Genomic DNA, 14,770 nt, shown 5'->3' on the forward strand with positions numbered 1-14,770 from the left:
ACCTTATTGTTTTTTGCAACGAAATGTATATTCTCCACACAAATGGTATCGGATTAATCCGAAGTGCCTCTCATCTGTTCTTAACAACTATCGCAACATTGCAGTGGCAAAAAATGAAAAAAAAACGTCTTAGCCAGCTGATTTCCCTGCTGGTAGCTTCAACGGCGGCACAGGGCGTGCTGACGACGCACGCTTTCGCAACCTCTGATGTGATTATCGACACACCCTCGAATAATCTTCAGATCGATCACTCCGCTAATCTTGTTCATATCACTGACACGGGCATGCTTACCGGCGCACCCACCACGGCGTTAACCGTGAATCAGGACGTAATGGTCACCACCCTGACCAACGATGGCGTTATTAATGATGTCGTAGATGATTCCTACAGCCCAAACAGCAATATTGTTCAGATTGATGGGACAGTAGACGCATTTAATAATAACGGGACTATTGCCAGCGTTAATCCATATCACAATGGCAGTATTGTTGCGGTAGGGGCCTCAGGCACGGTGGGTTCATTCACCAACAGCGGGACCATTAAAAACGCGCCGGATAATTACAACTACGGTTATGATAATACGGGTGCTGTGAATAACACCGGCCATATCACCACGTTAACCAATACCGTGGACGGTACCATCACGGGCTATCGCGGCATCAATAACCAAGGCATCATTGATACCCTGACCAACGCGGGCGTTATCTCCACGGCCACTAACAACAATGGTATGTTTTATGGTCAAAACGGTGCTATCTATAACCAGGGCACCATTGGTATGCTACATAATACCGGCACGATCCAGACGGATGACACGGAAAACAATTACAACGGTGCGGGTATCTTCAACTACGGAACCATTAACACCCTCATTAATGATAATAAAATCAACGGCAGTTCCTATGGCATTCTTAACAGCGGCGCTATCGGCACCATTGAAAACAATGGCCAAATAACTGCAAATGAATTAGCGATCTACATCAATAATTATAACAATATTGAGAATAATACCACCGGAAAAATTGTTAACAATGGCGAAATCGACGGGCGCTATATAGGGATTTACATCTTTAGCTCCAATAACCAGAACCCGGCGATAGAGCTTGTTAACAACGGTATGTTGACCGGTGGTGAATATGCCTTCTTCATCGACAACTATAACAGCAATACCACCGACGTTACGCTGAATAACACCGGTTTAATAAAAGGCGATATTTACTCCGGCAGCACTAAGCCATTGACGATTAACGGCGGAACGACAACGCAGGGCACCTTGACCGGCCTCAATGGCATCGGCAATATCAACAACTACGGTTCCGGTGTCGTATTCGGCACAGGCTCGCTGCTGCTAAACGATCATATTTATACAGCCGATACCGTGCTCAACCGCGAAGCCGCGTTGCAGGTGAATAATTCGATTACCATCTCCGGTAACTACCATCAGAATGCCGCCGCTACGCTGATCTCCGGCATTGCCGATCTCGAAACGTTGGGCAATGATGTTACGGCTGATACCGGCTATGGTCGCCTGAACGTCACGGGCAACGCCACCATCGATGAGAACTCAAGCGTTAAGCTGCTGCGTACCGGTAGCACCTACAATTTTGCGGAAGGTCAGCGCTATGTGGTGATCAATGCTAATGGTGCAGATACCAACTACAACGCCGATAAGCTGAACTACCAGGCCATCGGCTATAACGGTACGGTAACAGGCTCGGTCTATGAGGATGGGGCCAGCAAAGCGCTGGTATTAACCGTAGGTGCAAAACCGGTCGTCATCCCGCCTGTGGTGACAGAGCCGGAAGAGCCTGTCGTGACCCCTCCGGTTGACGTCCCGCCAGTGGTGACGGAGCCGGAAGAGCCTGTGGTCACGCCGCCGGTCGTTACCGAGCCTGTGGTTACCCCGCCGGTTGTTACCGAGCCCGTGGTCACCCCGCCGGTTGTTACCGAGCCCGTGGTCACCCCGCCGGTCGTGACCGAGCCCGTGGTCACCCCGCCGGTTGTTACCGAGCCCGTGGTTACCCCGCCGGTTGTTACCGAGCCCGTGGTCACCCCGCCGGTTGTCACCGAGCCCGTGGTTACCCCGCCGGTTGTCACCGAGCCCGTGGTTACCCCGCCAGTTGTCACCGAGCCAGTAGTTACTGAGCCGGTAGTTACTGAGCCGGTAGTTACCGAGCCGGTGGTTATTCCGCCGACCGTTACAGAGCCAGCACCCGCCGAGCCAATCAAACAGGGCCTGGCCACTATTCCGAGTGCCACCGCCGCCCTTGGCGGCCTGGGGAACTACTCGGGTATCTCTCCGCAGCTGCTGGAGCTGTATAACGCCTCGCGGGCGATTGAAGGGACTCAGGAAGCGAATCGCGTAGGCGAGCGTCTGTCACCAGGCCAGAACATTAACACCAGTTCTGCGGCGACCGTCGCCACCTCTACTGCGCAGGCGGTGGTCGGGGCACATATTGATGCCGTACGTAACCCGTCCGCCTCCGGCAACAGCGGCGTTGCCACCGGTGACGACTACGCCAGCAACTGGATCGTCTGGGGCCAGCCGTTTGGCGGCTACGCACGCCAGGAGAGTACGGATGACGTCAGCGGTTACTCGGCGAAATTTGGCGGTCTGATCCTCGGTGCCGATCGTGCGCTGGGCGACGACTGGCGTCTGGGTGCGGCGGTGAACTACAGCAACACCTCCGTACACGGTAAAGATAACCTGTCCGGCAACACCTCTACCGCTGACAACTACGGCGTGATTGGTTATGCAGGCTACACCGGCGATCCGTGGTATCTGAACCTGTCCGCGGGTGTTAACCGGCAGAACTACAGCTCCGTTCGCCGGGCTGACTTCACCGGCTTCTCCGGCGCAGCAAATGGCAAGTTCAACGGACAGTCCATCACCCTGCAAACCGAGTTCGGCTACCCGCTGACGCTGCCCGCTGATGTGGTGCTGACTCCGCTTGCCAGCCTGACGTATGGTTATCAGCACGTTGATGGCTATAAAGAGACCGGCGGCAACGGCATGGCGCTGGACGTCGGCAGCCTCCACTCCCAGTCCGTGGTGAGCGATATCGGTGCGCGGATTGAGAAGACCTTCGCAACGGGTATGGGCAACCTGACGCCGTTTGCTCAGGTCTCCTGGATCCATCAGTATGACGATCGTCAGGTTAGCAGCCGCGCTTCCTACGCCGCAGATACCATCGGTGAAACCAGCTTTATCACCAAAGGCGCAGCGCCGGTAGAAGATATGGCAGGACTGGCCATTGGCAGCACGCTGTATGACGCGAACGAGCTGAGCTTCGACGCACGCTACGATCTGCAGGCAGGTGACCGCTATCAGGCGCACACCTTCAGCCTGCGTTTACGCAAGACCTTCTAAGTCGGGTTGATGCTTAAGAACCCGCCCTCGTGGCGGGTTTTTGTTTTGTGGCTGGCTGCGCCTGTAGCCAGACGCGCTAAAATCCCGCACCATGCACTATAATTCGGCAACGCTTCACGTGACTGGCAGCCTATGACAACGCAACTGCTTACCCGACACTGGCGCATCCCCGGCGCGGTGATGCTTCTGCTCACAGCGCTCTTCGCCCTCTTCACCCTGCATAGCCACTGGGGCGTATTCCTGCAGTGGTGTCTGAGCACGCAAATCACGCTCCACCGCTACCTGGTGATGTACCTGCTGCAGCTCAATAACCACCAGTACAGCGGCGGCCTGTGGTTGCTGACCGGCGCGTTTCTCTACGGCGTGCTGCACGCGATTGGCCCAGGCCATGGCAAATTTATCGTGGCCACCTATCTCAGCACTAACCAGGAGAGCCAGCTGGCCACCCAGGTAGTGCCGTTTCTCGGCAGCCTGATGCAGGGGGTGAGTGCGATCCTGTTCGTGTTTATTTTGGCGGTGGGCTTTAACCTCGCAGCGGGCGACCTGAGCGAAAGCCGCTGGTACGTTGAGAAGATCAGCGCCCTGATGATTGGCGGGTTTGGTGCCTACATTATTTACCGGGCGCTGAAGAGTTTCAGACCGCAGAGGCTCCGCATCGCCTCTCTGACGCCGCTCGGGCAGCAGCACGCCCCGGACTGCGGCTGCGGTCATCATGGCGTAGGCGTAGCGACGCAGGGCGACTGGAAGACGCGGCTGGGGGTGATTCTGGCGATCGGTGCGCGCCCGTGCAGCGGAGCGATTATGATCCTGCTCTTCTCTAACGCGCTGGGGATTGTCAGCTGGGGGATCGCTGCGGTTATGACGATGTCGCTGGGTACGGCGCTGTCGATTATGGGTCTCTCGCTGGCGGTACGCTATGCCCGCGGGCGTACATCGGCGCTGTTTGGCGGCGAGGCGCAGCGGCTAACGTGGATCGTGCCTGCGCTGAAGGTTGCCGGCGGCGTGGCGCTAATTCTGTTTGCTACCGTGCTGTTTTTAACCGTGATCCCGGTAAGCGCCAACGGGGATTACATCGCGGCGGGTTGTTAATGACAACTTGCTGATACCAGACAATAAAAAAGCGGGCCGAAGCCCGCTTTTTACTGAGTGCTGAAACTTACTCGTTAATCTTCGGATGCTGATCGACCAGGCGCGAACGCTTCTTCTGCAGCTCCGCGATCTCCTCATCGATATCCTCGATCTTCTGCTCAATGTTGTCGTGATGCTCCTGCAGGATCTCACGTGCTTCCTGCATATCCGATGCCGCAGGCGTCGCACCGCGCAACGGTCGGTTGGCCGTCTCCTTCATCGTGATACCGGTGATCAGACCGATCACTGCCACAACCATCAGGTAGTAGGCTGGCATCATCAGATTCTCGGTGCTCTCTACCAGCCAGGCCGCCAGCGTTGGCGTCAGACCCGCAATCAGAATCGAGATGTTGAAGGCGCTCGCCAGGGCGCTAAAGCGCAGGTGCGTCGGGAACATGGCCGGCAGCGTGGAAGCCATAACGCCGGTAAAGCAGTTCAGGATCACCGCCAGCATCAGCAGACCGGCAAAAATCAGACCGATCACATCGCTGTTAATCATCGTGAAGGCCGGGATAGCCAGTACGAACAGCGCAACGCTGCCGATAATAACAAACGGACGACGGCCGAAACGGTCGCTCAGCAGGCCCATAACGGGCTGGACAAACAGCATCCCGATCATGATGGCGATAATAATCAGCACGCCGTGATCTTCCGAGTAGTGCAGGTTATGCGACAGGTAGCTCGGCATATAGGTCAGCAGCATGTAGTAGGTCACGTTGGTGGAGATCACCAGGCCAATACAGGCCAGCAGGCTGCGCCAGTGCTTGGTAGCAATCTCTTTAAACGACACCTTGGGTCCATGCTGTAACCCTTCACGATCGCCCTGCTCCAGCTTATCAACATGCTGCTGGAACGCAGGCGTCTCTTCCAGGGCATGACGCAAGTAGAGGCCAATCAGCCCCAGCGGCAGCGCAAAGAAGAACGGAATACGCCAGCCCCAGTCGAGGAAGTTCTCCTCGCCGACGACGGTAGAGAGCACCACCACCACGCCTGCACCCAGCACGAACCCGGCAATAGAGCCAAAGTCCAGCCAGCTGCCCATAAATCCGCGCTTACGGTCCGGGGAGTATTCGGCAACGAATATCGATGCGCCGGTGTACTCGCCACCCACTGAGAAGCCCTGAGCCATCTTACAGACCAGCAGCAGGATCGGTGCCCAGATACCAATGCTTTCATAAGAAGGTATCAACCCGATACAGAAGGTACTGATCGACATAATCACAATGGTGATGGCAAGTATCTTCTGGCGGCCGTATTTATCACCCAGCATACCGAAGAACAGTCCGCCTAACGGCCGAATCAGGAAGGGAACGGAGAACGTACCCAGAGCAGCAATCATCTGTACGCTGGGGTTAGCATCCGGGAAGAAGACCTTACCGAGCGCGTAAGCCACAAAGCCATACACACCAAAATCAAACCACTCCATCGCATTACCGAGCGATGCAGCGGTAATAGCCTTACGCAGTTTGCCGTCATCAATAATGGTGACGTCATTCAGTGTAATAGGCTTAACTTTTTTCCTTTTAAGCATCTTTATCCTCTTTTGACTTGCGCCCTTAATCGCCTGGCCAGGAAGGCATACGCCCCTATAGTGATGCTAAACGTTCAGGATGCCGCAGCATCCCTCTTCAAGAGTAGCAGGTTTAGATATTCAGTTTGGTTAAAGCTTGTACAACTAAACCTGTTAACGCCTGATTGGGCACTTAACGAGCTATTAACATTAACAGGGTTTAAATTTGTGATCAACTTCACATAAAGTGTGCGGTTACTCTATTTCTATGGCCTTTGGAAATGCGCGCAGAGTTAACAAGAAGGCGGTGGCAATAAATATAAAATAAGGGTGCGTATACGATTTCCATCAATAACGTGGGTAATTATTTTATCGCTAGCGATTTTAAAACGGCAATTTTTACAAGGTATTTACACTAATTTTCCCTCGCCAATACATTACATAGCTTTACGCGAAATATGTGACGAAGATAACTAAAACACTGTTTTATTTTCATTGAATCGATATTCCAAAGATCGCATCATAGCCGCAGTTCTAACGCACCAGGGCTAACGCAGGCGGTTACGCCAGCCGCGTATTCTCCTGGTTCGATTTGCATGATGATAGTGAAGGCCTCAACGCCAGGATGCCTTAACGAATTGAAATTAAAACTATTATTTTCTCGCTCATGCAGCGTGATGAGAAGTGAGGGTTCATAATGAAAATCAAGGCCACAATTGAACGCATTCCCGGTGGGATGATGCTAGTCCCGCTGCTGCTGGGCGCGATTTTAAATACCTTAGCCCCCGATACCGGTGCCTATTTCGGTTCATTCACCAAGGGTATGATTTCCGGTACGGTACCGATTCTGGCCGTCTGGTTCTTCTGTATTGGCGCATCCATTGATTTGCGCGCCACCGGTACGGTCTTACGTAAATCCGGCACCCTGGTGCTGACTAAAATTGCCGTCGCATGGCTGGTGGCAATGATTGCCGCCAGCTTTATTCCGGAACAGGGCATTCAGACAGGCTTCTTTGCCGGGATTTCCGTGCTGGCGATTGTCTCTGCGATGGATATGACTAACGGTGGCCTCTACGCCAGCCTGATGAATCAGTACGGCACCAAAGAGGAGTCCGGCGCGTTCGTTCTGATGTCGCTGGAGTCCGGTCCGCTGATGACCATGGTGATCCTCGGCTCTGCTGGCCTGGCCTCATTCGAGCCACACCACTTTGTCGGTGCGGTACTGCCGTTCCTGATCGGCTTCGCGCTGGGTAACCTTGACCACGACCTGCGGGCGTTCTTTAGCAAGGCAACGCCGGTGCTGATCCCGTTCTTTGGTTTCGCGCTGGGTAACACCATCAACCTGAAAGTCATTATGGACACCGGCCTGCTGGGTATCTTCCTCGGCGTAGCGGTTATTATCATCACCGGTATCCCGCTGATTTTGGCTGACAAGTTTATTGGCGGCGGTAACGGTACGGCGGGGGTTGCGGCCTCATCAGCGGCAGGCGCGGCGGTGGCTAACCCTGTCATCATTGCTCAGATTAACCCGGCGTTCGAACCGGTAGCGGCATCAGCGACAGCGCTGGTAGCAGCCAGCGTGATTGTGACGGCGATTCTGGTACCGATTATTACGGCACTCTATGCAAGGCGCTTTGGCGAGCCGCAGAATGCGGTAAGTAGAGAGAAGCCGGTCGAAGCCGACTCGTTACACCACTAAGACACTGATTTGTCCTTCAGCCCCTCCTGCCAACCGGGAGGGGTTACACACCCTCCCCAAAGATCTCATCCACCATTGCCGTTGCCAGCCGCGTTGCCGAACAGAGCCTCGGCATGCCCAGCGCCACGTTTTGCCAACTCTGGGTAATGGTCCAGCATATCGGGTGGCGATCCGCATCGCACCAGTCTCCCAGCCAGCCCAGCATATCTTTGTAATCCATCAGGCCCGGCGTCGTAGGAGTGGTTAACCACTGATGATAGAAGTGGCGCGTGGCGGGCGAAGCGTTGATGCCCTGGGCCAGAAAATCGGCGGCCATGGCCCGGAGATTGTCCTTAAGCAGCGAGGAGGCCTCCGGGCTGGTCAGGCGGCAGGCGTCGCCGAAAGCCCCCCAGCGAAGCTCCTCAAGCGCGATATAGCAGCGTCCGGCCATAGACCAGCCGTTGTACTTGCCGGCACGCCAGCGGGTAAAGATCTGTTCGCTATGCGCGCCCGCCTGCACCATCAGGCCACGCTGGGTTAAGGCTTTCTCTTTCCAGGCCGCGCGCTGACTGAAGTGCTTATACAGCTCGCTAATCTGCTCAGGCAAGGCGGTGGAGGCGGCAGGACGGCGTTCGATGCTGTTCAGAAGCGCAGCCAGACGCTGGGTAATGCGCGCGAGCGCAAGCTGGCCCGGATCGAACATGCTTGCCAGCTTCTCGGCCAGGCCAAGGCGCAGGGCATCGCTCTCATTAAAGACGCCCGCCATTGCCCACGGGCGCAGCTGCGTTTGGTTCATGATCTCCTGCGTCAGGCGATCGCGTAACAGCTGCTGCTGCGGTACGATCTGCGCCTGGCGGGGAGCATCAATGCCCAGCACCAGATCGACGATAAACTTTGGATGGATACACTCCAGCGTGCTCCCGGGTCCGTTCAGTAGTCGATTTTTCATGGTTGGTCTGCCGCGAATAGGGTTTGAATATCATCGCGTAACAGGCGGGCATCCTCGTGGATCCATTTTGCCGTCGTCATACACTGCTTCAGGTGCTGACGAAGCGCCATTACCGATGACTCGTTCTGCTGGCGGATGGCCAGACTGTCACGCAGGCTCTCCTGAAGTCCGGAAAGGCTTAACGAAAATTCGGCAAAGAAGGTGGCCATTCCTGCCGTAACTGAAACATCGACCTGTGCCGCTAAAGCTTTACGAATTTGTGCACAAAAATGCGCAACATGGGCGGTCAAATTCGTATGCAACAGTGAAACATCGATAACATAGCGCGTGCGGGTGACGACGTAGTCATTCCACCCCCAGCCGGGGTTATTGAGCCAGCGGGACATCGACTCCCGCACGCCGCTGACGCGCGACTGCCCCACCGGCAGATCCTCTGAGGCAATGGCGTCGACAAAGAGCTGGCGCGTATTAAAGTTCAGGGTGCTGGCCTGGAAAGCAGGCAGGCTGATACGCGCCCGGAACCCGGTATGGCTTAGCTCCTCTTTGATGCGCGTTTCGATAGGGCGCATGGCGTCATGCAGGGAGCGCGTGAGGGTATTCTCCAGCTGGTCAAAACGCAGAGCCAGCTCGCGGCCAATCTTCTCCTGCGCCGCCAGCAGTATCACTTCGCAGGCGGAGCGGATCTTGCTCAGCACGATCTGCGCCTGCCCTTCATCCTCCAGCACCAGCTTGCCTGGGCCAAATTCCTCACTCTGCTGCAGGTTGGCAAAGCTGAGGTTGGCCATCTCCGTCAGCGAGCCATCCTTAAAATAGCTATCGATTGCGCTGACGATATCCGCCTGCTGACCATTAATGAAGAGATCCGCTGCGGTCAGCGCCTCGTCAACCTCATGGTTTACCTCGTCGGTAACCCGCGCCTGGCAGCGCTTCAGCAGGGTCATATCCTCTTCGAGGCGAGCGATATTGTGCTCAAGTTTCTCAAACGCCACGGTCAGGCTCTGATAGCGAAAATCCAGGTACTCGTTAGCGCCGTGGGCGTAGTTTAAAAGCTTATGCGACGCCGAACGCAGGGCGTAGAGCGAGGCGTTAGCATGGGCGGCGTGAAGCAGCTTACGGATCGGCTGCTCAAACAGCGAATCCTCCCACAGCAGCTCTGCCGCATGATGAATGTGGGCGATATCATCGAGATCCGCCAGCCGCCAGCGACGGCCCAGCGCCTCTTCGGCAAAGTCCTGCACCCACGGCTGCTCGTCGGGATCGGGTAGCTTACCGCGCAGGTTCAGCTCGTGGCGGGCGCGGTTCGCCAGATAGCCCCACATAGAGGAGACCGGGAAGATCTGCTCAGGGTTGATATTGCCCTTCATCAGCGTCCCGGCGATCAGCGCCCGGACCTGCTCCTCATCGTCGCTGTTGCGATCCTTTTGATCGAATTTGTTCACCAGCGCGTAGAGCGGTACGGACTTGCCTACCGCCGCGATCGCCTGGCGTACCTCTTCATCCGAGATGGATTTGAGCTGGGTGTAGTCGAGCACGGCCAGCACCGCCGAGGCGCGCGCCAGCTGCTCGGCCAGCATCTGCTGCAGGTGCGGCTGCCCGGCCTCGTTTGGTCCAGGGGTATCCAGCAGCGTCAGCTGGCCCATGCTGTTCTCCAGCCCGGCGAGGTGCACAAACTCAACCTCAATCACGGGAATATGCTCAATGGCGGTATAGGCGGAGAAGGGGAAATCGACCTCCAGCGCTTTTGACAGACGCACCAGATCGTTCAGGCTCTTCAGGCAGTGGAAAATAGGCTGCGCGCCAAGATAGTGTTTATCGAAGGCGTCGCCCTGCTGGATACGATCCAACAGGGTCGTCATATCCTTGTCGATCTCCAGCTTCTGCGCCAGCCGCTCGCGGTCAACGGTAAACAGCCGGGTCTGGAGCTGCTGCGTCAGGGCGTCGATTGGCCCAACGTGGGAAAAGTGCAGCACCGGCTCTTTCTGTCCCGGCGTATGGCGAATAAGGGTTGGCAGGGCCGTCATCGGCCGGTTACGGTTGGGCAACACCTCGGTACCGACAATGGCATTAATTGTCGTCGATTTTCCTGCCTTCATCGTGCCGACAATGGCCAGCACCATCTCCAGCCGGGTAATTTTTCGCAGCTCGTTATCAAGAGTGGCGTACTGTGCTTCTACGCCCCGGGTACTAAAATGCAACGGCAGCACGTTGGCGGTGTCTCTGTCCCCGGCAGACAATGCGTTATCCAGCGTCGCCATAGGTATGGCCTGTACCGACTGGAGATTATGCAGTGAAAGCTGTAACAGCCTCTCGGCTTCCTGGCTTAATTCGAAAATTGTCTGTGTGTGCATGATGAAAGTCTTTCCTTAACGCAAATTTTTCTTACTTTTATTTAGCCGTGCTATTTATTTAGTAAAGTTTCGGCTTTTATAATTACGTGTGGAAAATATCTAAAAAAGATAATCGCCTGAAGACGCTCAGGAAAATAAATAGTTTTTGTCTCAACTCATCGACAGATCTTTCGTTCCGGACCAAGAAACCAGAGCGATTAGAGAGCGTAGCGCATTTTTATGGGCAAAAAGGATATATCTTCATATATTTACCCACCTAATTTGAGGGTAAGAAACCCCCTTCGGCAGAAGAGTGAGCGGGTGCCAGATGCCATCGCGAATAGCGCTTGATGCTTCATCTCACCATATATGAATTGATGAAAAGTGGCAATTTCCCCCGAAAAATATTCTAAATATCATACATAAACCTATTCTTCCTGCGTCATACCGCTAGCATCGCTCACGGTTGTGCCAGGTTGTGTCAAGACCAGACATTTTTCTCTGCTTTTACATAAAAATAATAGCACCGACAACTGTAAGGTATTAGTGTATAATCGCCCTCTTTCTCGGCCTGTTGCCGAGCGTTTTGCGGGCCGCGCGTCCGCGTTGCCAGCCTTGCGAGGAGCGTACCATGTCACTTCCCCACTGCCCAAAATGCCAATCCGAGTATACCTATGAAGATAACGGCCTGCTTATCTGCCCGGAGTGCGCTTATGAATGGACCGAAAGCGAAGCCGCAGCCGATACCGATCAATTAATCGTCAAAGATGCTAACGGCAATCTGCTGGCGGATGGCGACAGCGTGACGGTAATTAAGGATCTCAAGGTCAAAGGCAGCTCCTCAATGCTGAAGATCGGTACCAGGGTTAAAAATATTCGCCTCGTTGAGGGCGATCATAATATCGATTGCAAAATCGACGGCTTTGGCCCGATGAAGCTTAAATCAGAATTCGTTAAAAAGAATTAACCTCTGGCGACCCATTTTCAGACAGCGCTGGCGCTATCTTCATTATCCGGTCATGGTAACTTAACCCAAATGTCACACTCGGCGGCCAGGATAGGACGATTCTAACCGGAGGTCGTCCATGCAGGGTGCTCAACACCATTTTCGCCGTCTATCTAAAGCCATGAGCGAGCCGGGGGTCATTGTCACCTTCAGCCCGCTCAACGATGAGTGCCAGCCGCTCGATCTCGCCAGCGTGCTGCTAACGTTAACCGATAGCAGCCGCGCCCCGCTGATTTTACAGGTTGCCAGCCTGAGCGGCGGGCGGATGCTGCGCCTGACCGGCAACGGCATCGCCGATGAGCGCATGGTTGCTCCCCAGCTGCCGGAGCGCATCGTGCATGAGCTTAGCGAACGTCTGCCCCCCTTCTCGCCGGATGTCGATCTGCTTCTGACCTGCGGCGAACGCCTGATGGCCATTCCGCGCACGACCCATATCGAAGTCCGTTAACTAGCGCGTCTGCGCTTTTCGTAGCGCCTGCGCCAGCTGGGCGCGGGTAAAGGGTTTACGCAGCAGCTCAACGTCCGGCAGAGCCGGGTTGTCCGCCGGGCGCAGATCCTGGCCGCTGATCAGCAGCAGCGCCAGTCCGGGATAGTGCTGGCGAGCAAACTGTATAACCTCCGCACCGCTCAGCCTGCCCGGCAGCATCAAATCGCTCAGCAGAAAATCGATATCCGGCGCGGCGGCCAGCAGCGCCAGCGCCTGCTCGCTGTTTTCCGCCTCCAGCGTCAGGTAGCCGAGCTGGTGCAACTGCTCGCACAGCGTCTGGCGCACGTCGGCTTCATCCTCCAGGACCAGAATCAGCCGGTCGGTGTTATCGCCATCGGGTATCAATTCCGGTGCGTTGATGTCATGAGCCAGCTCTGAGGCGCGGGGCAGGTGCAGCCGCACCGTTGTGCCCTGCTCCGGCGCGCTCTCAATCTCTACCCGCCCGCCGGACTGGCGAATAAACCCGTAGACCATCGACAGGCCAAGGCCGCTGCCGCTGCCGGTCTGCTTGGTGGTAAAAAAGGGTTCGAATACCCGGGCTTTAATCTCCTGCGACATACCGCAGCCGCGATCGGCCACCTCCAGCGCCACCATATCCTGACGGCGTCCATCGCTGCGCGTAACCCGTTGGTTCCAGGTGCGGATGCGGATAACGCCGCTCCTGCCCTCCATCGCATCGCGGGCGTTCATCACCAGGTTGATCAGGGCGTTCTCCAGCTGTCCGACGTCGATCCATGCCGCCCACGCCGGCTGTTGCGCCTCAATCTCCAGCGTCAGGGAGGCAGGCAGAGAGTGGCGCAGCAGCTCGGTCAGGTTTTCCAGCAGAGGCTGCATCGCCACCGCCTGCGGGTGCAGGGACTGCTTGCGCGAAAACGCCAGCAGGCGCTGGGTGAGCAGCGCGCCCCGCTCGGCGGCCTTCAGCGCCCGGCTGATGCGCGGCGTATCCGGCGAACCGGGGCTGACCAGCTCCAGGCTGCCAATGATCACCGCCAGCAGGTTATTAAAATCGTGCGCCAGTCCGCCCGTCAGCTGCCCCACCGCTTTCATTTTCTGGCTGTGCAGCAGCGCCTCCTCCAGCCCCTGCCGTTCGGTGCGGTCAATCTCCATCTGGGTGGTTTTCTCTCGCAGCAGCCGGGAGGTGTGCTCCAGCGAGGCGGTATTGCGGGCAAAGACGTTAAACGCGCGCGCCAGCTCCCCCAGCTCGTCCCGCCGCTGCAGCGCCGGAACGGATACATCCTGCTCCCCCCGAGCCAGCCGACTCATCGCCCGGGAGATAGCCGTCAGGTTTGACCCCAGGTTCCGGTAGATGTACCAGCCTGCAAAGCCGGTGATCACCAGCGCAAGCAAGGTAAAGGCGATGATAAACAGGATGATGGACCTCAGCTCCCGGTGGCTTCGATCGATACGCTGCTGGGACACGTCCACGACGCGTTCAACGTACTGGTTGATATCCGTATTTAAAAAAGCCACCAGCGCCTTGATATGGTACATGTACCAGTTGATCGCCAGATCGCTCTCCTCAAGCTGCAAAGAGAGCGGCCCCAGCTTGCGCAGCTCAGCGGTGAAGTCGCCCAGCACGGTGTTGATGAGGGGTGGGCTCGCCCCCTCGGGCAGCTGGGCCATAATGGTATCCAGCGCCGCTACCGTCGGACGCGGGGAAGGGGTTTGGATCGCCGCGCCGATCAGGCGGTCTATCTCATCCAGCAGTCGCGCATCCGGCACGCTGCCGCCATCGCGTAGCAAGATCCCCTTGATCTGATGCAGGTAACTCTGGTTTTGGTAGAGCGAGCTGAGCAGCGCGTTACGCTGCAGGTGACGTCGATGGCCCCGCTCCAGCATCTGCGTTGCGCTGTGCTGTAGTTCGGTGCTGCGCTGTATGATGCGCGCCACCAGCTGCTGCTCGTTGCGCGCCAGCGGCGCATGGGCCAGCTGTTCCAGCGAGCGTTGCAGGGCCGCCTGCGTCGCCTTCAGCCGCTCGGCTTCCCCCTGATACTCCAGCGCCCCCACCACCTGCGACAGCCTGACCGCCGCCGTCGCCACGTTCGCCGTATCCCGCGCAAGGTTCATGCTGCCAGACATATCGTCCAGCGTCTGCTGCTGCACCAGCTCCTGGATCTGGCTGGCGTGGCGAAACCCCAGCACCGCCGCGCCGCTGACCATCAGCGTCACTACCATCACCAGCAGGTTAAAGATGAGCAATCGCCCGCGTGCGCTAGCGAAAAAGTGACTTCCTTGCTGCGGCATATCACGCTCCGGGAAGAAAAATTCCAATATGACAAATATGAACGGCTTCTGACATTTTGCGTTTACGTTC

9 protein-coding genes are annotated in these 14,770 nt (G+C 56.4%); 5 read left to right on the forward strand and 4 right to left on the reverse strand.

What is annotated here, in order from left to right; all coding sequences use genetic code 11:
* Nucleotides 1-113: 113 nt before the first annotated feature.
* Together WFN61_RS08875 and WFN61_RS08880 are read left to right on the forward strand one after the other, a co-directional pair.
* Entirely contained in the window at nt 114-3,371 is a 3,258-nt protein-coding gene (locus tag WFN61_RS08875; protein WP_337038547.1) for an autotransporter domain-containing protein, read from the forward strand.
* Between the two features lie 132 nt (nt 3,372-3,503).
* The gene (locus WFN61_RS08880; protein ID WP_337038548.1) at nt 3,504-4,460 is read left to right on the forward strand and encodes a nickel/cobalt transporter; all 957 of its coding nucleotides are present in this window, start codon (nt 3,504-3,506) and stop codon (nt 4,458-4,460) included.
* A gap of 67 nt (nt 4,461-4,527) precedes the next feature.
* Here the strand turns inward: WFN61_RS08880 and proP are convergent, their stop codons facing one another.
* The gene (gene proP, locus WFN61_RS08885; protein ID WP_144816661.1) at nt 4,528-6,030 is read right to left on the reverse strand and encodes a glycine betaine/L-proline transporter ProP; all 1,503 of its coding nucleotides are present in this window, start codon (nt 6,028-6,030) and stop codon (nt 4,528-4,530) included.
* A gap of 676 nt (nt 6,031-6,706) precedes the next feature.
* On the opposite strand from proP, the gene kdgT reads away from it, so the two are divergent.
* Nucleotides 6,707-7,708 (forward strand): 2-keto-3-deoxygluconate transporter, encoded by a 1,002-nt coding sequence (gene kdgT / locus WFN61_RS08890; RefSeq protein WP_144816664.1) that lies wholly within the window; start codon nt 6,707-6,709, stop codon nt 7,706-7,708.
* 43 nt (nt 7,709-7,751) lie between these two features.
* Here kdgT and WFN61_RS08895 read toward each other — a convergent pair whose 3' ends face one another.
* Together WFN61_RS08895 and crfC are read right to left on the reverse strand one after the other, a co-directional pair.
* Nucleotides 7,752-8,636 (reverse strand): diguanylate cyclase regulator RdcB family protein, encoded by an 885-nt coding sequence (locus tag WFN61_RS08895; protein ID WP_144816666.1) that lies wholly within the window; start codon nt 8,634-8,636, stop codon nt 7,752-7,754.
* Nucleotides 8,633-10,984 (reverse strand): clamp-binding protein CrfC, encoded by a 2,352-nt coding sequence (gene crfC, locus WFN61_RS08900; RefSeq protein WP_312273020.1) that lies wholly within the window; start codon nt 10,982-10,984, stop codon nt 8,633-8,635. The genes WFN61_RS08895 and crfC overlap by 4 nt, the downstream gene beginning before the upstream one ends.
* 610 nt (nt 10,985-11,594) lie before the next feature.
* Here crfC and WFN61_RS08905 point away from each other — a divergent pair.
* Together WFN61_RS08905 and WFN61_RS08910 are read left to right on the forward strand one after the other, a co-directional pair.
* On the forward strand, nt 11,595-11,930 hold the full coding sequence (locus WFN61_RS08905; protein WP_144816671.1) for a zinc ribbon domain-containing protein YjdM: 336 nt from the start codon (nt 11,595-11,597) through the stop codon (nt 11,928-11,930).
* 118 nt (nt 11,931-12,048) lie between these two features.
* Complete coding sequence (locus WFN61_RS08910; protein ID WP_312178228.1) at nt 12,049-12,417, forward strand: phosphonate C-P lyase system protein PhnH; 369 nt, start codon at nt 12,049-12,051, stop codon at nt 12,415-12,417.
* On the opposite strand, the gene WFN61_RS08915 is transcribed toward WFN61_RS08910, so the two are convergent.
* Nucleotides 12,418-14,700 carry an ATP-binding protein gene (locus WFN61_RS08915; protein WP_337038549.1) on the reverse strand — a complete coding sequence of 761 codons (2,283 nt, stop codon included), beginning with the start codon at nt 14,698-14,700 and terminating at the stop codon, nt 12,418-12,420.
* Nucleotides 14,701-14,770: the final 70 nt, after the last annotated feature.

It is taken from the genome of Pseudescherichia sp. AS216 (assembly GCF_037152055.1).
Classification (GTDB): domain Bacteria; phylum Pseudomonadota; class Gammaproteobacteria; order Enterobacterales; family Enterobacteriaceae; genus Pseudescherichia.